Below are 18,446 nucleotides of genomic sequence, written 5' to 3'. Positions count from 1 at the left end.
AAATGCGCGTCGGTATCGGGACCGTCGTAGCACTGGCGGTATCCGCGCTGAGGGCATGAATTAGGCATCTCTGTAGCTATGTACGGTGTACTGGCAGACTGTTTAGGCCGACCAAAACAAATCAGGTTAGTGATAATTTTTATCGGTCTGAGCGACGTAAGACCGATATGGTCGCCGTCGAGAACGTTGTTTTCGTGTTCGTCGCGGGGTTGCTCACGGCACTGGCTACCGGGCTCGGTGCGATCCCGTTTTTTCTCGTCGATGAGTTCTCCGACCGATGGAACGTACTGCTGTGGGGACTTGCCTCGGGAATCATGGTCGCCGCTTCGCTGTTCGGGCTCGTCCGCGAGGGGCTCGCGTATGGGTCGCCGCTGCTTATGATTCCCGGAATCCTCGCCGGTGTCGTGCTCGTCGTCGGTGCCCACGAACTTCTGGATGACTTCCAGCAGTCTCCAAAGCAGTTTGAGCAGGCGGATTTCAAGAAGCTCCTGTTGATTCTGGGCATTCTGACCGTCCATAGCTTCCCGGAGGGAGTCGCTGTCGGCGTCTCCTTCGCTGAACTCGGGCTGGAGTCGGCAACGCCTGAATCCGCCGTAGGTATCGTCGGCGTCTCCGTCCCGCTGCTGGCCGTGTTCATGACGGTCGCCATCTCTATCCACAATATTCCGGAAGGGACCGCCATCGCCATTCCCCTTCGCTCGCTGGGTGTCAGCGAGTGGAAGATGGTCTGGTGGGCGGTGTTCTCCTCGCTGCCACAGCCAGTCGGGGCCGTGATCGCGTACTACTTCGTCACGCTGGCGAAGGCATTTCTCCCGTTCGGCTTCGGCTTTGCCGCCGGGGCGATGGTGTATCTCGTGCTCACGGAGTTCGTCCCAGAGGCGCTGGAGTACGGCGACGGTCTCCCGGGTGGGGGCAAGCGCGAGCTGACCGCTGGCATCGCTGTCGGCGTGTTGGCGATGGTGCCGCTTGCGTTCGTTTAGAACGGGAGTTTGCTGCGGATAACAGTGAGATCGACGAAGGCCTGCAGCGGGTCGTCGTAGTCTTCAACGCGGGTTTCCATCCGGTAATTCGAGTGGTCGACTGCGAAAAAGTACGGCCCGGGTTCGTCCAGCGACTCCCGCGCGCCGTCGTCGTCCGTCGACGCTTCGTAGATGTCCGACCCTTCGGGCTGGATCGCTGTCTGGCTGAACTTGGGGTTCCCCGGCGGCGTCTCGTCGGGCTCTCGGCCCTTGATGAACGTGTCGTACTGTTCGAAATTTTCCCGATCGGTGAAGACGTACACGTTGAACGGGATGTCCGCCTTGACGATATACTGTATCTCGCCGCCGGGATCAGAGACGTCCGGGATCTCCGCTTTGATCCACGCATCGTGTGGCTCGACCCGGACATCCTGTTGCACGCTGACAACGACCTCGCCGCCACCACCCACACAACCAGAGCTGACGACTGTTGCACCGACACCCATTGTCTGGAGGAATCTCCGGCGCTTCATCCATTGATAATCAGGGTTATGCGCTACTTAGTTCTACGTCCGCAGTTATAGCCGCTGATAACGGGCTGTGACCGGTTCGAAAAGGAAGGAATTTAAACCACGGCGCGGAACAAGCACCATACCATGGGTAAGAAATCGAAGGCTACGAAGAAGCGACTGGCCAAACTCGACAACCAGAACAGTCGAGTCCCGGCTTGGGTCATGCTCAAGACTGACCGCGAGGTCCAGCGCAACCACAAACGACGCCACTGGCGGCGCAACGACACTGACGAATAATGAGCGCCAGTGACTTCGAGGAGCGTGTCGTCACCATTCCGCTCCGAGACGCGCGAGCTGAACCGAACCACAAGCGCGCAGACAAGGCGATGATCCTCATCCGCGAGCACCTCGCCAAACACTTCTCTGTCGACGAGGACGCCGTTCGCCTCGACCCCTCGATCAACGAGGCGGCCTGGGCCCGCGGTCGCGCCAACACGCCGAGTAAGATCCGTGTTCGCGCCGCCCGCTTCGAGGAAGAGGGCGAAGCCATCGTCGAAGCAGAGACCGCAGAGTAACGTTGCTCCGCGCGGCTTTCTCCGGGTCGTCGTACGTAGGTGTGTTCGCCCGTGCGACCGACGACTGCGTGCTGGTTCGCCCAGACCTAGACGAATCGCTGCTCGACGACCTGAGCGACGAACTCGAGGTGCCGGCCGTGCCGACCACCGTCGGCCGCTCCGGGACCGTCGGCGCGCTCGCGACCGGCAACGAGAACGGGCTGGTCGTCTCCGAACGCGTCCGTGAGACCGAGATCGAACGGATTCAGGACGTCGTCGACGTGCCTGTCACGCGACTGCCCGGTCGGATCAACGCCGCCGGTAACGTCGTCTGCTGTAACGACTACGGCGCGTACGTCCACCCCGACCTCTCACGGGACGCCGTGCAGGCGGTCAGAGACGGGCTAGACGTGCCCGTCGAACGCGGCGTCATCGCCGGTGTCACGACCGTCGGGACTGCCGCCGTCGCCACCAACAAGGGCGTGCTCTGCCATCCGAAGGCTACGGACGGCGAACTCGACGCGCTCGAAGACGTCCTCGATGTGCCCGCAGACATCGGGACCATCAACTACGGTGGCCCGCTCGTCGGCTCCGGGCTGATCGCCAACGACCACGGCTACATCTGTGGCTCGGACACCTCCGGGCCGGAGCTGGGCCGTATCGACGCGGCGCTCGGCTACATCGACTGACGCGGCTTTTTATCACGTTTCGTCCACTCAGGGCGGCCGCTGGTGGCTGAGCTTTTCCGCCATCACGCCCTGAACGGGCAGACCGCAGTCCCCACAGGCCCGGGACCGACTGGTCCCGCCCCGTTCCAGCGTTAGGTCCTGCCTGAACCGCAGGGCCACACCGCACTGGCACTGGTAGGTCGTCTCGCCCATGGTCACATGTTGGGACTACCCAGACAAATCCGGCAGGCCCGGCGACCATGATACTCCGTGTCAAAGAATAATATAGTGTGTGTAAAACTAGCACATATGGTTCCGCGAACCCCAGCCGTCGAAGACCAGAACCGCCTCGTCTGCCGGAAGTGTGACTACTCGACAGGTGTGCTCAGGCCGTCCTGTCCGGAGTGTGGTGGTGATATGGTGTATGCGCCAGAACCCAGCGAATAGAAGCCAAAGTATCCGTTCCCGTATTACGGGTCCCGTCGGTACGGGCTGGATAGCAGTGAGTGGCCCTTGGCTCTGTCGTGGACAGTTGCTTTACTGGAAAAAGGCGGAAGGGGAAGATACTTCCCTGCCCTGCCCGCACCTGCGTGTATGAGCACGTACACTGTTCGCGGTAGTTTCCCGGCCCGAGACGGCCCACAACAGTTCGAGAAGGAGGTCGACGCACCGAACGAGAACGTCGCTGAGGAGCGCGTTTACAGCGACTTCGGTTCCCAGCACAACCTCAAGCGCACACAGATCACGATTGAGGAGGTGGCAGCATGATGGGCGGTGGCGGCGGTGGCGGCGGCGGTCAGATGCAGCAGGTCGCACAGGAGATCGAGCAGATGGAGCAGGAAGTCGACGCCATCGACGAGGAGATCGAACGCCTCCGCGAGAAGCAGACTGACATCGACGAGGCCATCGAGGCCATCGAGACGCTCGATTCCGGTTCCACGGTGCAGGTCCCGCTCGGCGGCGACGCCTACATCCGCGCAACTATCGAGGACATCGACGAAGTCGTCGTCTCCCTCGGTGGCGGCTACTCCGCAGAGCGCGAGCAGGACGGCGCTGTCAGCACGCTGGAAACCAAGCAGGAGACGCTGGACGACCACATCAGCGACCTGCAGGAAGAGAAGGCCGAAGTCGAGACCGAGATGGAGGAGCTCGAACAGCAGGCCCAGCAGATGCAACAGCAGCAGATGCAGCAGATGATGCAACAGCAAGAGCAGGAAGACGAGTAAGGCCGCATGTTCGACGGACTGAAGGACAAACTCAGCGGGTTCACGAGTGACGTCGAGGAAGACGTTGACGACGACGCACTCGAGGCGGAGGACGAACCGGATGTCGACGAGGCTGATGGGGAAGCGCCCGCCGATCAAGCGGCCGACACCGAGCCCGCGCCGGAGACAGCGGACGCCGAACCGTCAGATGCCGAAACGGCGACGGCTGAGTCAGAGCCGGCAATCGTGGACGACCAGCCCGAGGCTGCTTCTGAACCGCCAGCCGCTGGCTCCGAGGCGACAGCGGAGTCAGCCACAGAGCCGTCTGCAGCAGTCGAAGAAGCGGACCCAAAAGAAGACTCCAAAGCGGATGACGCCGCGGAGACTGCGGAGGACGCGGAGTCCGAAGAAGACGACGACGACGACGGCGGCCGCGGGCTCGCCGCGAAGGCGAAGCTCATGGCGACCGGCAAGACGGTCATCGAAGAAGAGGACCTGCAGGGGCACCTCGACGACCTCGAACTGGCGTTGCTGTCGAGCGACGTGGAGATGAGCGTCGCCAACGAGATTCTCGACGGCGTCAAGGAGAACCTCACGGGCCAGACCCGTCGACGGCTCTCCAGTACGGGCAATCTCGTCCGGGACGCGCTCCGGGAGTCGCTGTACGACGTTATCAACGTCGGGCAGTTCGACTTCGACGAACGTGTTCAGCAGGCCGACAAGCCGGTCACCATCGTATTCACCGGCGTCAACGGCGTCGGGAAGACGACCTCGATAGCGAAACTCGCTCAGTACTTCGAGGACCGCGGGCTCTCGACGGTGCTCGCCAACGGCGACACCTACCGTGCCGGCGCGAACGAGCAACTGGAGAAACACGCCGAGAACCTCGACAAGAAGATCATCACTCACGAGCAGGGCTCAGACCCGACGGCGGTCGTCTACGACGCCGTCGAGTACGCCAAGGCCAACGATATCGACGTGGTGCTGGGTGACACGGCCGGTCGACTCCACACCTCTGACGACCTCATGGCCCAGTTAGAGAAGATCGACCGCAACATCGACCCGGACATGACGCTGTTCGTCGACGAGGCGGTCGCGGGGCAGGATGCCGTCAACCGGGCGCGGGAGTTCAACGACGCGGCCGAGATCGACGGGGCGATCCTGACGAAGGCCGACGCCGACCCACAGGGCGGCGCGGCAATCTCCGTCGCCCACGTCACTGGCAAGCCGATCCTCTTCCTCGGGACCGGCCAAGACTACGACGACCTCGAACCGTTCGACCCCGAGGAAATCGTCGACAGTCTCATCGGCGAGTAAGCATCAGACTTCGCGGTTCCTTTTGCTGCTATATGGCGGTGACGACAATCGCGGCTGCGAGAGTGCCCGTGGATACGGGGAGTGATGGAACCAGTTCTGGGACTGTCCGACTCCGACATCCCTCGGCTCATCAACTGCGCTGACCGCGCCAAGCACTACGGGACCGAACGCCCTCCGAACGAGAGCAGCAAGCGATACGGGTACGGACTCACTGAATCAACGATTATTGTGTTACTAAACTCCGGTCGAGTGGGCTTTGACTGCTGAACGGTCGTCTGACTCACAGCGCAGGGCCGGTACCAAACAGACAGCGCGGCCCCGGGTATGCAGATATATCCGCTTGCTAACTGCCGGGGAGCAGCGTGAATAGTTGTAACCTGATTATCCGCCCATATCGCTGCACGCCGAATTTCGGACGAGCGAACCACGGAACCGCCCGTGAACTGGCCAAAATCTCGGATTCGACATCGATTATGGACTGGAACAGACTGTGTACGCTTCTTTTCCGAACCGGCCCACCTTCGGGTGTGGCTAATCTGTTCCGTCGGCGCTCCACCCGAGACTTAGCAGGTCATTCATAAACCGCCCCGGTGAACTTCGTGTAAACGCTATGGAACGAATCACATCTCGACGGAACGTAATCAAACTCGCGGGCGGCGCACTCGTGTCGCTGGCTGGCTGTGGCGGCTCTGACGGCGGCAGCGGCGGTACGGCGACTGACGGCGGCGGGGCCGAGGCCCCGGGCACACCCACGGCCGAAGAAACCGACGCGATGACCGAAGCCGATACCGAGTCGGCGATGGAAACCGAGACTGGTATGGGTGCCGAGACGGAGGCAGAGACCGATATGGGTGTCGAGACGGAAACCGACGAACCCGGAATCGGAACCCCGGAAAACGAGACCGGACTATCCGGTAACGAAACAGGCCTGTCTGATAACGAGACTGAGATGCCGGGTAACGAAACAGGCCTGTCTGATAACGAGACTGAGGTGTCGGGTAACGAAACAGACCTGTCTGATAACGTGACCGAGATGCCGAGCAACGAAACAGACCTGTCTGATAACGTGACCGAGATGCCGAGCAACGAAACAGACCTGTCTGGTAACGTGATCGAGATGCCGAGCAACGAGACGGCGGCGGCTGAGAACGGAACCGACGAGTAGACAGCTGAACCGCCCGTCTATCCGAGAAGCGGCCCAAAGTCCGCCGCTACTCTCGGGCCGCCTCGACTGCGGCGACGAACTCCGCGGCCTGTTCGCGGACGCCGTCCATGTCGTCGTTCTCGATGGCTTCGTAGTTGACTAGCGCCGAGCCTGCGCCGACGGCGACCGCACCGGCATCGAAGAACTCGTCGACGTTGTCGACTGAGACACCGCCAGTCGGCATAATCGGCACGTCGCCCAGCGGCCCCTGCAGCGCGCCGATATGGGCCGGGCCGACCGTGTTTGCCGGGAACATCTTCAGGATGTCCGCGCCAGCCTCCATCGCGTCGGCGGCCTCCGTCGGCGTCATGACGCCGGGTATCGCGAGGACGCCCTCGCGGTTACACACGTCGATGACGTCCTCGTTTAAGTTCGGCGCGAGGACGAACTCCGCGCCGGCCTCGATGACGTTGCGGGCGGCGGCGGCGTCCATGACCGTGCCGGCCCCGATGATTGCGTCAGTGTCGTCGAGCGCCTTGTCGACGGCGGCGATCATGTCCGAGCAGCGCTTCGCGTCGGCGGTCAGTTCCAGCGCCGTGACGCCGCCCTCGTGGACGGCGGTCGCCACGTCGACCATCTTTTCTTCGGGAATCCCTCGCAGGACTGCCGTGACACCGCTGTCGACCAGCTGTTGTCGTACCGCTTGTTTGCTCGTCACAGGCGCAACTGTGATGGGGTAGCTGAAAAGCGTGTCTGAACCGCCGAGCCCCTCGCTACGCGTCTGGGTCGTACGGGCGCGCAATGTCGGTCGGCGGCGCGCCGACGCCCAGAACGGTTACCGACGCGTCGGCATCAGCGGGGTTGTGCGCACGGTGTGGGCTGTCCGGCTCGGCGACGAACACCTCACCAGCGGAGACCACGAACTCCCCGTCGGGCGTCTCGACGTGAAGTGCCCCATCGAGCACGTAGAACAGTTCCTCGCGCGTCTCGTGGTAGTGGTAGGTCCGCGAGAGGTCCTCGCCGGGTGCCATCTCGTAGGTGGCCGCGTGGAGTGCGTGAAGTTCGGTGGCGTCGGAGATACCCCGCCGGTCACAGGGGTAGTCCTCGGTTTCCGACAGGTCCTGCGGATCAATCTGATGATAGCCCATATCCTCGGTGGGGGCGTCAGCGGGCAAAAGCGTGCCCACGTCGGGTGTCAGGCGAACAGCCAGATGAGGACTGAGAGCGTTCCGATGGAGACCACCGTCGAGGTGAAGACGTTCAGCGAGGCGAACGCCGCATCGCCGCCGAGTTCTGTCGTGTAGACGTACGTCGACACCGCCGTTGGGGTGCCGAGCATCACGACCGCCGCGCCCAGCGCCGTTGCGTCCATCGACAGCGATGAGTACACCAGCCACGCCAGCGCCGGCATCCACAGCACCTTCAGCCCGACGACGCTGACGGTCTTCTGCAGGTCCGACACCGGGAGGTCCGTGTCGAGCGTCGCACCGATACATAGCAAGGCGACCGGGAGCGCCAGTTCTGCCGGTGGACCGAGCACACCGATGAGTGGCTCCGGAACGGACAGCGTCAGCACTGAGGCCGTGATGCCGGCCGCCAGCGCGATGAGTACCGGGTTCGTCACGAGCTTCTTGCACTCACCCAGCAGCGAGGCGTCGCTGCCGTTGATGCGGACCAGCAGGAACACCGTCACCGGGACGTGCGTGACCGCGCCGATACCGAGGATGACGCTGGCGACCGCTGTCGCGTCGCTCCCCATCGTCGCCGCCACCAACGGGAGGCCGAGAAACCCCATGTTGCTGTGGTAGGACTGGACGACAGAGACGCTGCGGCGGCCGGGGGACTCCAGCCGCCGGTGGACGAGCCAGCCCAAGATGACCGTCAGCGTGATGACGGCCCAGAAGCCACCGAGCAACGCCGGTGAGATAATTTCCCGCAGCGGTCGGTTGTACGTAGACCGGAAGATGAGTGCCGGTAGTGCAACGGTAAAGACGAGTGTGGTGAGGATATCCGTCCGTCGCTCGGTCAACAGCTCGAAGTGGCCGGCGGCGACGCCGGCCGAGAGAAACGCGATCATGAATCCGAGCTGTCCGAGAACGGCCATGTTGTCGTCAAGTCGGTTCGACCTTTTGACCGTTTCGTCACGGGCAGATTTGGCAGTACCCGTCTGAGACTACGGGCCGACAGCACGACAACAAGCCTTTACCCGCGTGGTCGCGTATCTCGCGCCAACAATGGTACTCGACGATCTTGGGAGTTCGCTTCGGGGGACACTTGATGACCTCCGGGGGAAGTCCCGGCTCTCCGAAGAAGATATCGAGGACATCGTCAAAGAGATTCAGCGGTCGCTGTTGCAGGCCGACGTGGATGTCGGACTCGTACAGGACCTCTCTGACAGCATCGAGACGCGCGCACTGGAGGAGGAACCACCGGCAGGGACGACGCCGCGGGACTGGGTCCTGCGAATCGTCTACGAGGAACTGGTCGATCTCGTCGGCGAGTCGACCGAACTACCACTCGAAGAGCAGACCATCATGCTCGCCGGGCTGTACGGGTCGGGGAAGACGACGACGGCCGCGAAGATGGCGTGGTGGTTCTCGACGAAGGGGCTCCGGCCGGCTATCATCCAGACTGACACGGACCGGCCCGGTGCGTACGACCAGTCCAAGGAGATGGCCGAGCGCGCCGAGGTCGACTTCTACGGCGACCCCGACGAAGACGATCCCGTGAAAATCGCCCGCGACGGGCTGGAAGCGACGGAGAACGCGGACGTGCGCATCGTCGACACGGCGGGTCGTGACGGCCTGAACGAGGAGCTCATCGAGCAGATCGAACGCATCGAACAGGAGGTCCAGCCTGATCGCGACCTGCTCGTGCTGGACGCGGCGATGGGACAGAGCGCGAAGAGTCAGGCCGCTGACTTCGAGGCGGCCATCGGCATCGACGGCGTCGTCATCACGAAGCTCGACGGGACCGCGAAAGGTGGCGGCGCGCTCGCCGCGGTCAACGAGACCGACTCAACCATCGCATTCCTCGGCGCTGGGGAGACAGTCAAGGACATCGAGCGGTTCGAACCCTCCGGGTTCATCTCCCGCTTGCTCGGGATGGGCGACCTCAAGCAGCTCACCGAGCGCGTCGAACGCGCGATGGAGGAAACGCAGGAAGGCGACGAGGAGGACTGGGACCCCGAGGACATGCTGGAGGGGCAGTTCACCCTCAAGGACATGCGCAAGCAGATGCAGACGATGAACAACATGGGGCCGCTCGACCAAGTGATGGATATGATTCCCGGCTTGGGCGGCGGGCTGATGGACCAGCTCCCGGACGACGCGATGGACGTGACCCAAGAGCGGATGCGGGATTTCGATGTCATCATGGACTCGATGACCGAGGAAGAACTGGAGAACCCCCGTGTTGTCGGCCAGTCCCGAACAAGACGCATCTGCCGCGGCTCAGGTAAGCCGGAGGAGCGGGTGCGTGAACTCCTCCAGCAGCACAAACAGATGGAGCAGATGCTCAAGCAGTTCCAAGGCATGGGCGACGGCGACATGGAGCGGATGATGAAACAGATGCAGCAGGGCGGCGGCGGCGGCATGGGCGGCATGGGCGGCGGCGGTATGGGGCCGTTCGGCGACTGACTCCGCTTTGCCGATCCGCGAGATGTGATCTGGGACGTTATTTTTGATAATCTATGTTCGAAATCCGGGCCAGAACTAAGGGTTGGCCCGTCCTACGGATGAAGCGAGTATGTACGAAATTGTCGCTGGGATAGACAAAAGCGAGGCTCGTGGGACCGCTATCGCGGAAGCGATAACCGAGATTCCGATGGACGCCAGTCAGGTCCGCGTCACGCTGCTGCACGACTTCGAGGAGAACCCCGAAGGGGCGTCCGTCGATCAGGTGGCCTCCGTGCGCCGGGCACGAGATGTCCTCGAGGACGCCGGTGTCGAGGTCACCTTAGAGGAGTCAAGCGGCGAACCCGCCGACGCGATCCTCCGGTTGGCTGACGAGCAGGACGCCGACATGGTTGTCGTCGCCGGCCGCAAGCGGACGCCGACCGGCAAGGTGTTGTTCGGGAGTGTCACACAGAGCGTGATTCTTGGCACGGACCGCTCCGTGCTGGTCTGTAGTGGCGAAGAAGAGTAACGCCGCAGTCAGACCCCGTACACTTCTTCGACTCGCTCCGCGAGCGGCGACGGGTCCGTCCGGCCAGTGATCTGTTCGACGGGCTCGCCGTCCTCGAACAGCACGACGGCGGGCGCCGCGTTGACACCGACCGACTGACAGAACTCCGGCGACCGCTCGCCGGCGATACCGGCGACTGGGACACCCTCGGGGAACGCGGCCAGAACCTCGTCTAGCTCCTCTTTCATCGCTTCGCAGGGCTCACAGAACAGCTTCCACACGGTCACGACACACCGGTCGTGGGCGTCGACGAAGGCCTCGTAGCTGTCGTCGTCGAGATGTTCGACCGCGTCGGGGACCGGCGTCTCCGGCCCCAGCTCGGTCGCCATCTGCGCCATCGTCGTCAGCTCCACGGTGGTGTAGGAGTCGTCGACGTTCGACCGCAGGGTCAGGAACGTGGCGAACTCCTCGCGCGACACGTCGAGTTCGTCGACCCGCTCGGCCGCTTCGGCGGCCGAATCGAGGCCGAACACGTCGGCAACGGACTCGTGGAACTCCGTCTCGCCCATCGTGACGTAGGTGTCGTAGTACACCCCGCGGTCGGCCTCGAACGCTTCCGTTGTGCTGACCGCGTCCGTCTCCTCGTCGATGACGACGACACCTTCCGACTGTAGTGCGTCGAGTAGTGCTTCGGCGGATTGGGTTTCCGACATTCAGACACCTAGGTACTTGTCACGCATCTCTTGATCGTTCTGCAGTTCCTCGGCGGGCCCCTCGAAGACCACTTGCCCGCGGTCCAGCACGTAACACCGGTCGGCGATTTTCATCGCCGCCACGGCGTTTTGCTCGACCAGCAGTATCGTCGTCCCGTCTTCGCTGATGCGCTCGATTGCGTTCTCGACGGACTCGATAATCTGTGGTGCCAGCCCTTCATATGGCTCGTCGAGCATCAACAGGTCGGTGCTCTGGTGGAGCGCGCGGGCGATGGCGAGCATCTGCTGTTCGCCGCCGGAGAGCGTGCCGGCCTTCTGGGACCGGCGCTCGTCGAGCCGTGGGAAGTACTCGTAGATCTCCTCCGTCGACATCCCTTCGTCGCGGAAATCGAGATTTCGACCCCATGTGTTCGATTTGTTGCGGACGGTGTCCGCGAGGTGCAGGTTCTCCGCGACAGTGAGGTCAGTGAACACGCGCCGTTCCTCGGGCACCAGCGAGATGCCGCGGACGGCGATGTCCTCCGGCGGGTCGTTGGTGATATCCGTTCCGTCGAACTGGATCGCGCCGCTCCGGACATCGGGCGGCGTCGCCCCAGAGATACACCGGAGCGTCGAGGTCTTCCCCGCGCCGTTACGGCCCAGTAGGGCCGTGATTTCGCCGTCGTCGACGTTCATCGACACGTCCTGTATGATGTGGCTCTCGCCGTAGTAGCCGTTGATGTTGTCTACGTCGAGCAGTGTCATTCTTCGACACCTCCTAGGTACGCTTCCTGTACTGCAGGGTCGTTCTGTACCTCTGTCGGCGTCCCTTCCGCGATAACTGACCCGCGGTTGAGGACGACAATGCGGTCGGAGATGTCGAAGACAATCTCCATGTCGTGTTCGACCAGCAGGAAGGTCAGATCGAGTTCCTCCTTGACTCGCTTGATGAGTTTGACGGTCGACTTGGTCTCGTCGGGGCTCATGCCGGCGGTCGGCTCGTCCATCAGCAGCATGTCCGGCTCGGCGGCCAGCGCGATGCCGAGTTCGAGCCGGCGCTTGTTCCCGTAGTCGAGGCTGTCGGCGTTGTTCTCCCGCTCGTCGTAGAGGCCGACCGACTCGAGGACCTCGTTCGCCAGTTCATCGACCGCCGGGTAGCTGTTCTGGTGCCGGAAGAAGTTGAACCGGAACGAGCCGTGCTCGGCCGCCAGCGCCGCGATGGTTGCGTTCTCCTTGACGGTCAGCTCGGGGAAGATAGAGGCTGTCTGGAAGGACTTACTCATCCCTCTCTGGACGACTTCGTGTGGGTCCATCCCGATGATGGAATCTCCTTGGAAGGCGATTTCACCGTAGCTCGGTTCGAGCCGCCGGGTGACGAGGTTGATAAACGTTGATTTCCCCGCGCCGTTGGGGCCGATGAGGCTCACACCTTCGCCCTGTTCGATCTCCAGATCCACCTCGTCGACGGCCGTGAGGCCGCCGAACTGCTTGGTGAGCTGTTCCGTTTTGAGAACCGTCATTCGTCTTCACCTCCGACAACCATATCACGAACGTAGTCGATACCGCCCCAGATGCCGTTGGGGAAGAGGACGACAGCGACGACGAACACAACACCGAGGATGAGATGCCAGAACGGGCCGAGCGTCTCGAACCCGCTGACAATGTTTTCGATGTACAGGTACAGCCCGGCGCCGAACAGCGGCCCGAACAGCGACCCAACACCGCCGAGGACGGTCATGATGACGATGCGACCGGACTCGGTCCAGTACAGTGACTGCAGCGGCACGTAGTTCCCCTCGATGGCGAACAGGCTCCCGGCGATGCCGGCGAAGGCCGCCGAGATGATGAACGCCATCAGTTTGTACCGCCAGACGTCCAGCCCGACGAACTCCGCCCGTCGCTCGTTCTCCCGAATAGCGCGGAACACGGTTCCGTATGGTGAGTGCAGGATGCGATTCGCCATCGCGACTGACAGCACCGTCATGACGGCGACGAACACGTACAGCATGTTGTCGACCAGCATCGTCAGCGGGAACGGCACGCCGCCGTGGATGTCGATGACGCCCAGCAGGTGGCCGATGTCCACGGAGGTGAAGCCGTTCTCACCGTTCGTGAGGAAGGCCAGCGGCGATGCCGCCAAATAGAACGACATCTGGCCGAACGTCAGCGTCAGGATAGCGAAGTAAATCCCGCCGCGGCGCAGCGACAGGAAGCCGACAATCCACGCCAGTAGTACCGCGAACACCGTGCCGGCGAGCAGCACCAGCAGCGGCGAGGTACTGACGCTTGCACTGAAGATACCAGCGGCGTAGGCCGCGCCGCCGAAGAAGACGGCGTGGCCGAACGATAGCAGGCCGGTGTATCCCAGCAGGATGTCGAACCCGACGGCGAAGATGCCGTAAATGAGCATCAGCGTCGCCAGCTGCGTGTAGCCGTCGAGGAAGTTGTTGAACAGGAACGGGAAGACGGCCACGCCCACAACTGTGAGCAGCACCGTCGATATCTCCCGGTCGCGGAAGCTGGCCCACCGGTCGGCAAGCCCGCCGGTGACCTCCGCATCCGCGTCGGCCGCTGCCGTGGCGGTCGCGTCGCGCGGTTCGTCGCTCATGAGACATCCACCTCCGAGCCCAGCAGGCCCTGCGGACGCACCAGCAGGACGAGGGCCGCGAGCGCGTAGATACCGACCTGACTCCAAGCGGCGTAGCCGGTCTGGATGAGGAGTACCTGCAGCGTGCCCAGCATCAGGCCGGCCACGACGGCCCCCTCTATTTTCCCGACGCCGCCGATGACGACAGTCAGGAACGCCGGCACCAACTGTTCAGTGCCGATGTTGGGATTGACGTTGGCGAGTGGGCCGCCGACGACGCCGGCCACGCCGGCGAGTGCGGCACCGATGCCGAAGACGACGAGGTATGGTCTGCTCAGTCTGATCCCTAGCAGGCGAACCATCTCGCCGTCGAGGGTACCGGCCTGGACAATGAGGCCGAAGTCAGTGTACTCGACGAGGGCGTACACCCCCAAGACGAGGACTGCGGTAATTGCGATGACGCCAAGCCGCCAGCGCGGGAAGTTCCCGACCACAGGCAGCGCTATCGGGCCGGATGCCCACGAAGGCTGTGGGAACGGCTGGCTACTCCCGCCCAGCAGTGCCCGGAGCATCTCTTGGACGATGATTGCGAGTCCGAACGTGACGAGAATCTGGTCGGTGTCGGGGCGGTCGTAAAACGCCTGTGCGATGAACCGCTCCATCAGCAGTCCGATAACGAACACGACAATCGGCACGATGATCAGTGCAGCGATGAATCCCAGTCCGATACCGTACGACTGGATTCCCCACTCCGCTAACTGGCCGTTATTCAACGGCACCTGTCCAGTTATGAACAGCCCCAGATACGCGCCGACGAGGTACAGTGCCCCGTGGGCAAAGTTGACGAACTTCAGCGTCCCGAGGATAATCGACAGTCCAACCGCGAGCAGGACGTAAATCGCGCCCTGTTGTAGCCCATTCAATAGGATGGTGAGGATATCCGCGAGTAGCGTCACGCCGGATTCCCCCCACCACACTCTTCTTGTACTATCTGCGTATTCCTAATCATGCTAGTTTTTGTGTATCAAGTAAGGCGAACTCATGCACTATAAATCATGAGGGGTACGGCCCCTGTCCGAATTGTGGCCTATTCGTCCCCGTACTCGCCGAGTTCGCACTCCGCGGCTGGCCCGGAATCGCATCCGTATCCGACGTCGTCCCGGGACGTGATCTCGACAATCTCGATGAAGTTCCCGTCGCCCTGCTCGCTCGCCGGGAGCCCCTGAGCGACCGGGATGTCACGCTGGGCCTGATGGTCGCAGGCACGCATCGTCTCCGCGCCCATGCCGATGTTGCTGTACTCGTAGTCCTCCAGTTGGCGGATGACTTCCGGCGGGTAGAACGTGCCCGCTCGTTCGGCGGCGGCCGCGTACTGGAGCGTCTGTGCGTAGGCGAGCTGGGCCGGTCCGGAGGGGACGCGGTCGTACTCGTCTTGGAACGCTTGCGTGAACGCGTTCGACGCCTCGTTGTCGATCTGGGAGTCCCAGGCAATCGTCCCGTAGATACCCTCGATGGAGCCACCGGCGGCCTGCGCCATCGGGCGGTTGTACAGCGGAACGACAAGCTCCATGTCCTCGTCGATACCGGCGTCGACGGCCTGCGAGACGGAGTTCGCGCCGTCCAGCCCGTAGTGGTTCAGCACGAGTACGTCCGCGCCGCTGTTTGCGGCCTCCGAGAGATACGAGGAGAAGTCGCTGGTCCCAAGCGGCGTCGGAACGCTGTCGACTTCCTCCCAGCCGATTTCCGAGAGGAACTGGTTCATCGAGTCCTGCTGGGTCTGGCCCCAAGAGTAGTCGGCGTACAGCTGGTAGAAGGAGTTGTCCGAGCCGTACTCGCTTTCAAGCACCGGGGCGAGTGCCTGTCCGGTCATGTACGCGTTGAACATCTCCCGGAACCCGTACCGGGCGCAGTCTTTCCCGGTCGTGTCGTTGGAGTGAGTCAGACAGGCCATGAACATGACGTTCTCCGACTGACAGAGCCCCTGCACGGCGATAGCCACCGCGCTGGAGGAGCCCCCTGAAATCATCACCACGTTGTCCCGGTTTATCATCCGCGAGGCGGACTGCCGGGCGGTGTCGGCGTCGGTCGCTGTGTCGCCGTTCACCGACTCGACCGTGTATCCGAGGACGCCATCGCCGCTGAGGTCCTCGAAGGTGTCCACCCAGCCACCCCCGTTGTTGAGGTGCTTCTGGGCGAGTTCGTACGCCCGAAGTTCGTCCTGTCCCTCCGACGAATAGGGCCCGGATTGTGGAACGTTGAACCCGAAGGTGACCGTGTCGCCCTCGACCGGGAAGTTTCCGAGTGCCGGGTAGTCGTCGCCGCCGTCGCCGCCACCATCACTGCCACCATCGCCGCCGTCGCCACCACCGTCGCCACCGTCGCCACCGGAACAACCGGCCAGTCCCGTCAGCCCTGCCACACCTGCGACGCCCGTACTCTTCAGCAACTGTCGTCGGTTGACCGATCTGCCATTAGTTGGCATGTTCCATACGGTGTCTGTATCTATCATAATAGTTTCGGTAGGTTAATCAACGATTTCACATCTATATACCGACAGATTCCGAATAAATGGCGATCCGTAGACTTCTTCCGACCTGAATGGTTTGTTATACCATGACGAGGGATATGGGGTGGCAGCTACTCGTCATCACTGTCGTCCTTACTGCAGGCTGTGGGGGGTTTGGGTTCAGCGATGCCGATGACTCGTCGACGCCGGTGACGCCTGCCCCAGTGCCGACCGGTTCCGTGACTCCGTATCCAGTTGGCGTCGGATCCACGGGCGTCACCAGTCCATCGCTCCTCGGGTCCGCTCACGGCGACCGACTCAACGGAACCGGGTACACGCTGACGATGAACCGAACTGTCCGCTATGCGAATGGGTCGTTGCGGTCCCACCTCCGCGTTCGTGTCGCGCTGGACGCGAACCGGACGCATCTCGCCAACATCTCTGTCCGCGGCCATGCGGCCCCGGTGCTCCTCGGTCGGCCGCCGGCGACCGCGTCGTTCTGGTCCGACGGCGACACGTACCTCCGCCGGCTCGTGCGCGACAATCAGACTGTCTACAACGAGTACGACCCGCCGGACAGCTACGCCGGAACGTGGCGGTACTGGGTCCATTCCGCCGCGCTGAACGGCCGTCCAGCCGCTGACGTCACTCGGACCGTCGCCCCGTTTAACACCCGGACCCTGCAGTCCCAGCAGTCAAACGGCACCGTCTACGTCATCAGGGGCGACCGGCTGCGGGACAACACGACCTCGACAGCGTGGGCGTCCCGGGAGAATGCGACGCTCGTCGCCCACGTCACTCGGTCGGGACTCGTCCGCGACTACCGGACTGCGTACACGACAACGGAGGGGGGCGAACCGGTCACCGTCACCAGAACTGTCAGATTTACCGCGGTCGGGAACACGACGGTCGGGCCGCCACCGTGGCGTGACAGAGCACAATCGGCTCCCGGTTGAGGGGGTGCCAGCGCTATCAGGGGGCTTTTTTTCGCTCGCCGTCCTTCGCCCTGCAATGACTGTCCGCGAGGTGGCACTCGAAGCCTACCGGGAGTCGCTCCCGGTGCTGGCGCTCAGTGCGGTCGGTGGCCTCTTCGCGGGCGTTGTCCTCGGTGGCATGGACGCAGAGTTACAGGATGTTGCGGGGCTGCTCGTACTCGTACCGGCACTGCTCGCTACTCGGGGGAACGTCTACGGTTCGCTCGGCGCACGTCTGGGGTCGGCGCTCCATCAGGGGCTCATCGACCCGCGGTTTTCCTTCGACGACGACCGCATCAACGCCGCCGTCGCGGCGGCGCTGGCAAACGGCGTGCTCATCAGCGGCGTCGCCGCGGTGATGGCTGTCGCCCTGCTCGCGCTGGTCGGGCGACCGTCGGCCCCGCTCACAACTCTCGTCGCTATTGCGCTTATCGCTGGCTTCGTCTCCGGACTGTTGCTGACTCTCGCTGTCGTGTCTGTCGTGTTCGTCGGGTACCGCCGCGGGCTCAATCCGGACACGCTGGCCGGCCCGGTCGTGACGACGACGGGCGACGTGGTCGGCATCGCGACGCTGCTGGGCGCGACCCGACTCGTCCTCGCGCTGGGGGGTGGCTGAGTGGCGGAGTTCGCCTCCCAGTGGTCGGTTTCGGGAATCGTCCGGACGATGTTCCCCATTCTGGTCGTGCTCACCGCTATCGAACTCGGGAGCGGGCTCGTCCTCGATACCTTCGAGGGAACGTTGTTGCAGTATCCGTCGCTGCTCGTGCTTGTCCCGGTGACAATCGGCATGGCAGGGAACCTCGGCAGTATCCTCGCGGCGCGGTTCTCGACGGCGTTCCATCTCGGACTCCTGTCGTTTTCGGCGACCGACGACCGTCTCGCCGGCAACGCTATCGCCACCGTTGCCCTCGCGGTGACGCTGTTCCCGCTTGTCGGTGCCGGTGCGTGGCTCCTCCAGACCGTCATCGGCGGCACTGCGCTCCCGCTCCGGACAGTCGTTCTCGTCGCGCTCGTCAGCGGGAGTCTGCTGGCTGTGCTGGCTATCGTCGTGACGACGGTGACGACCTACGCCGCCTACCGGTTCGAACTGGACCCCGACGACGTGGTCATCCCTGTCGTCACGAACGTCTGTGACGTGCTGGGCGTGGTGGTGCTGTTCGGCGCTGTCCGCGTGTTCGTCTGAGATTGGATTCGCGCCGCAGT

The 18,446-nt window shown here is 63.0% G+C and carries 25 protein-coding genes; 14 read left to right on the top strand and 11 right to left on the bottom strand.

All coding sequences use genetic code 11. From position 1 onward, the window contains the following. Window positions 1–167 precede the first annotated feature (167 nt). The gene (locus Har1129_RS13055) at window positions 168–980 is read left to right on the top strand and encodes a ZIP family metal transporter (RefSeq protein ID WP_151101053.1); all 813 of its coding nucleotides are present in this window, start codon (window positions 168–170) and stop codon (window positions 978–980) included. Here the strand turns inward: Har1129_RS13055 and Har1129_RS13050 are convergent. Continuing rightward, a complete protein-coding gene (locus Har1129_RS13050) occupies window positions 977–1,429 on the bottom strand; it encodes a hypothetical protein (RefSeq protein WP_151102145.1) in 453 nt (150 codons plus the stop codon). The genes Har1129_RS13055 and Har1129_RS13050 overlap by 4 nt on opposite strands. Window positions 1,430–1,615: 186 nt before the next feature. Between Har1129_RS13050 and Har1129_RS13045 the strand changes: the two genes are divergently transcribed. The 3 genes from Har1129_RS13045 to Har1129_RS13035 are packed head-to-tail and all read left to right on the top strand — an operon-like array spanning window position 1,616 to window position 2,714. Further along, window positions 1,616–1,768 carry a 50S ribosomal protein L39e gene (locus Har1129_RS13045; protein ID WP_004518346.1) on the top strand — a complete coding sequence of 51 codons (153 nt, stop codon included), beginning with the start codon at window positions 1,616–1,618 and terminating at the stop codon, window positions 1,766–1,768. Next, window positions 1,768–2,046, top strand: a complete 279-nt coding sequence (locus Har1129_RS13040) for a 50S ribosomal protein L31e (RefSeq protein WP_004964660.1) — start codon at window positions 1,768–1,770, stop codon at window positions 2,044–2,046. Before Har1129_RS13045 ends, Har1129_RS13040 begins: the two co-directional genes overlap by 1 nt. Before the next feature lie 2 nt (window positions 2,047–2,048). Beyond that, on the top strand, window positions 2,049–2,714 hold the full coding sequence (locus Har1129_RS13035; protein WP_151101052.1) for a translation initiation factor IF-6: 666 nt from the start codon (window positions 2,049–2,051) through the stop codon (window positions 2,712–2,714). 27 nt (window positions 2,715–2,741) lie between these two features. Here Har1129_RS13035 and Har1129_RS20635 read toward each other — a convergent pair whose 3' ends face one another. After that, window positions 2,742–2,906, bottom strand: a complete 165-nt coding sequence (locus Har1129_RS20635) for a hypothetical protein (RefSeq protein ID WP_191906170.1) — start codon at window positions 2,904–2,906, stop codon at window positions 2,742–2,744. Window positions 2,907–3,002: 96 nt separating this feature from the next. On the opposite strand from Har1129_RS20635, the gene Har1129_RS20630 reads away from it, so the two are divergent. The 5 genes from Har1129_RS20630 to Har1129_RS13015 all read left to right on the top strand — a co-directional run bounded on the left by Har1129_RS20630 (window position 3,003) and on the right by Har1129_RS13015 (window position 6,380). Further along, window positions 3,003–3,140 (top strand): hypothetical protein, encoded by a 138-nt coding sequence (locus Har1129_RS20630; RefSeq protein WP_191906169.1) that lies wholly within the window; start codon window positions 3,003–3,005, stop codon window positions 3,138–3,140. A 147-nt stretch (window positions 3,141–3,287) separates the two neighbouring features. Further along, a complete protein-coding gene (rpl18a, locus tag Har1129_RS13030) occupies window positions 3,288–3,461 on the top strand; it encodes a 50S ribosomal protein L18Ae (protein ID WP_004594032.1) in 174 nt (57 codons plus the stop codon). Further along, window positions 3,458–3,919, top strand: coding sequence for a prefoldin subunit alpha (gene pfdA / locus Har1129_RS13025; RefSeq protein WP_191906168.1), 462 nt, complete (start codon window positions 3,458–3,460; stop codon window positions 3,917–3,919). The genes rpl18a and pfdA overlap by 4 nt, the downstream gene beginning before the upstream one ends. A 6-nt stretch (window positions 3,920–3,925) precedes the next feature. Beyond that, on the top strand, window positions 3,926–5,215 hold the full coding sequence (gene ftsY, locus Har1129_RS13020) for a signal recognition particle-docking protein FtsY (RefSeq protein WP_151101051.1): 1,290 nt from the start codon (window positions 3,926–3,928) through the stop codon (window positions 5,213–5,215). Between the two features lie 610 nt (window positions 5,216–5,825). After that, entirely contained in the window at window positions 5,826–6,380 is a 555-nt protein-coding gene (locus Har1129_RS13015) for a cell wall anchor protein (protein ID WP_151101050.1), read from the top strand. A gap of 46 nt (window positions 6,381–6,426) precedes the next feature. Here Har1129_RS13015 and Har1129_RS13010 read toward each other — a convergent pair whose 3' ends face one another. From Har1129_RS13010 to Har1129_RS13000, 3 genes are read right to left on the bottom strand one after another with little or no spacing between them, the layout of a single operon-like run. Next, entirely contained in the window at window positions 6,427–7,077 is a 651-nt protein-coding gene (locus Har1129_RS13010; protein WP_151101049.1) for a bifunctional 4-hydroxy-2-oxoglutarate aldolase/2-dehydro-3-deoxy-phosphogluconate aldolase, read from the bottom strand. Between the two features lie 55 nt (window positions 7,078–7,132). After that, window positions 7,133–7,507, bottom strand: coding sequence for a cupin domain-containing protein (locus Har1129_RS13005; RefSeq protein ID WP_151101048.1), 375 nt, complete (start codon window positions 7,505–7,507; stop codon window positions 7,133–7,135). 47 nt (window positions 7,508–7,554) lie between these two features. Next, window positions 7,555–8,463 carry an AEC family transporter gene (locus Har1129_RS13000; protein ID WP_151101047.1) on the bottom strand — a complete coding sequence of 303 codons (909 nt, stop codon included), beginning with the start codon at window positions 8,461–8,463 and terminating at the stop codon, window positions 7,555–7,557. A gap of 130 nt (window positions 8,464–8,593) precedes the next feature. Between Har1129_RS13000 and Har1129_RS12995 the strand changes: the two genes are divergently transcribed. Next, window positions 8,594–9,997, top strand: a complete 1,404-nt coding sequence (locus Har1129_RS12995) for a signal recognition particle protein Srp54 (protein ID WP_151101046.1) — start codon at window positions 8,594–8,596, stop codon at window positions 9,995–9,997. Window positions 9,998–10,106: 109 nt separating this feature from the next. After that, a complete protein-coding gene (locus Har1129_RS12990) occupies window positions 10,107–10,505 on the top strand; it encodes a universal stress protein (protein WP_151101045.1) in 399 nt (132 codons plus the stop codon). 8 nt (window positions 10,506–10,513) lie between these two features. Here Har1129_RS12990 and Har1129_RS12985 read toward each other — a convergent pair whose 3' ends face one another. The 6 genes from Har1129_RS12985 to Har1129_RS12960 all read right to left on the bottom strand — a co-directional run bounded on the left by Har1129_RS12985 (window position 10,514) and on the right by Har1129_RS12960 (window position 16,245). Continuing rightward, on the bottom strand, window positions 10,514–11,197 hold the full coding sequence (locus Har1129_RS12985) for a co-chaperone YbbN (protein WP_151101044.1): 684 nt from the start codon (window positions 11,195–11,197) through the stop codon (window positions 10,514–10,516). Next, on the bottom strand, window positions 11,198–11,941 hold the full coding sequence (locus Har1129_RS12980) for an ABC transporter ATP-binding protein (protein ID WP_151101043.1): 744 nt from the start codon (window positions 11,939–11,941) through the stop codon (window positions 11,198–11,200). Then, window positions 11,938–12,696: an ABC transporter ATP-binding protein gene (locus tag Har1129_RS12975; protein WP_151101042.1), complete on the bottom strand. Its 759-nt coding sequence runs from the start codon at window positions 12,694–12,696 to the stop codon at window positions 11,938–11,940. Before Har1129_RS12975 ends, Har1129_RS12980 begins: the two co-directional genes overlap by 4 nt. Next, window positions 12,693–13,784 carry a branched-chain amino acid ABC transporter permease gene (locus Har1129_RS12970; RefSeq protein WP_151101041.1) on the bottom strand — a complete coding sequence of 364 codons (1,092 nt, stop codon included), beginning with the start codon at window positions 13,782–13,784 and terminating at the stop codon, window positions 12,693–12,695. Before Har1129_RS12970 ends, Har1129_RS12975 begins: the two co-directional genes overlap by 4 nt. Beyond that, the gene (locus Har1129_RS12965; RefSeq protein WP_151101040.1) at window positions 13,781–14,719 is read right to left on the bottom strand and encodes a branched-chain amino acid ABC transporter permease; all 939 of its coding nucleotides are present in this window, start codon (window positions 14,717–14,719) and stop codon (window positions 13,781–13,783) included. Before Har1129_RS12965 ends, Har1129_RS12970 begins: the two co-directional genes overlap by 4 nt. 131 nt (window positions 14,720–14,850) lie before the next feature. Continuing rightward, a complete protein-coding gene (locus Har1129_RS12960) occupies window positions 14,851–16,245 on the bottom strand; it encodes a substrate-binding protein (RefSeq protein WP_151101039.1) in 1,395 nt (464 codons plus the stop codon). A gap of 131 nt (window positions 16,246–16,376) precedes the next feature. On the opposite strand from Har1129_RS12960, the gene Har1129_RS12955 reads away from it, so the two are divergent. The 3 genes from Har1129_RS12955 to Har1129_RS12945 are packed head-to-tail and all read left to right on the top strand — an operon-like array spanning window position 16,377 to window position 18,426. Then, complete coding sequence (locus Har1129_RS12955) at window positions 16,377–17,225, top strand: hypothetical protein (protein ID WP_151101038.1); 849 nt, start codon at window positions 16,377–16,379, stop codon at window positions 17,223–17,225. Window positions 17,226–17,280: 55 nt separating this feature from the next. Continuing rightward, window positions 17,281–17,859 carry a magnesium transporter gene (locus Har1129_RS12950; RefSeq protein WP_151101037.1) on the top strand — a complete coding sequence of 193 codons (579 nt, stop codon included), beginning with the start codon at window positions 17,281–17,283 and terminating at the stop codon, window positions 17,857–17,859. Next, the gene (locus Har1129_RS12945) at window positions 17,860–18,426 is read left to right on the top strand and encodes a magnesium transporter (protein ID WP_151101036.1); all 567 of its coding nucleotides are present in this window, start codon (window positions 17,860–17,862) and stop codon (window positions 18,424–18,426) included. Window positions 18,427–18,446: the final 20 nt, after the last annotated feature.

Origin of the sequence: Haloarcula sp. CBA1129, assembly GCF_008729015.1 — an archaeon.
GTDB lineage: Archaea > Halobacteriota > Halobacteria > Halobacteriales > Haloarculaceae > Haloarcula.
This window is presented reverse-complemented; position numbering and strand designations above follow the sequence as displayed.

Coding starts and splice junctions, on each gene's coding strand:
- Har1129_RS13055 (WP_151101053.1), top strand. CDS start 168: ATGGTCGCCGTCGAGAACGTTGTTTTCGTGTTCGTCGCGGGGTTGCTC.
- Har1129_RS13045 (WP_004518346.1), top strand. CDS start 1,616: ATGGGTAAGAAATCGAAGGCTACGAAGAAGCGACTGGCCAAACTCGAC.
- Har1129_RS13040 (WP_004964660.1), top strand. CDS start 1,768: ATGAGCGCCAGTGACTTCGAGGAGCGTGTCGTCACCATTCCGCTCCGA.
- Har1129_RS20635 (WP_191906170.1), bottom strand. CDS start 2,906: ATGGGCGAGACGACCTACCAGTGCCAGTGCGGTGTGGCCCTGCGGTTC.
- Har1129_RS20630 (WP_191906169.1), top strand. CDS start 3,003: ATGGTTCCGCGAACCCCAGCCGTCGAAGACCAGAACCGCCTCGTCTGC.
- rpl18a (WP_004594032.1), top strand. CDS start 3,288: ATGAGCACGTACACTGTTCGCGGTAGTTTCCCGGCCCGAGACGGCCCA.
- pfdA (WP_191906168.1), top strand. CDS start 3,458: ATGATGGGCGGTGGCGGCGGTGGCGGCGGCGGTCAGATGCAGCAGGTC.
- ftsY (WP_151101051.1), top strand. CDS start 3,926: ATGTTCGACGGACTGAAGGACAAACTCAGCGGGTTCACGAGTGACGTC.
- Har1129_RS13015 (WP_151101050.1), top strand. CDS start 5,826: ATGGAACGAATCACATCTCGACGGAACGTAATCAAACTCGCGGGCGGC.
- Har1129_RS13005 (WP_151101048.1), bottom strand. CDS start 7,507: ATGGGCTATCATCAGATTGATCCGCAGGACCTGTCGGAAACCGAGGAC.
- Har1129_RS13000 (WP_151101047.1), bottom strand. CDS start 8,463: ATGGCCGTTCTCGGACAGCTCGGATTCATGATCGCGTTTCTCTCGGCC.
- Har1129_RS12995 (WP_151101046.1), top strand. CDS start 8,594: ATGGTACTCGACGATCTTGGGAGTTCGCTTCGGGGGACACTTGATGAC.
- Har1129_RS12990 (WP_151101045.1), top strand. CDS start 10,107: ATGTACGAAATTGTCGCTGGGATAGACAAAAGCGAGGCTCGTGGGACC.
- Har1129_RS12985 (WP_151101044.1), bottom strand. CDS start 11,197: ATGTCGGAAACCCAATCCGCCGAAGCACTACTCGACGCACTACAGTCG.
- Har1129_RS12980 (WP_151101043.1), bottom strand. CDS start 11,941: ATGACACTGCTCGACGTAGACAACATCAACGGCTACTACGGCGAGAGC.
- Har1129_RS12975 (WP_151101042.1), bottom strand. CDS start 12,696: ATGACGGTTCTCAAAACGGAACAGCTCACCAAGCAGTTCGGCGGCCTC.
- Har1129_RS12970 (WP_151101041.1), bottom strand. CDS start 13,784: ATGAGCGACGAACCGCGCGACGCGACCGCCACGGCAGCGGCCGACGCG.
- Har1129_RS12960 (WP_151101039.1), bottom strand. CDS start 16,245: ATGCCAACTAATGGCAGATCGGTCAACCGACGACAGTTGCTGAAGAGT.
- Har1129_RS12955 (WP_151101038.1), top strand. CDS start 16,377: ATGACGAGGGATATGGGGTGGCAGCTACTCGTCATCACTGTCGTCCTT.
- Har1129_RS12950 (WP_151101037.1), top strand. CDS start 17,281: ATGACTGTCCGCGAGGTGGCACTCGAAGCCTACCGGGAGTCGCTCCCG.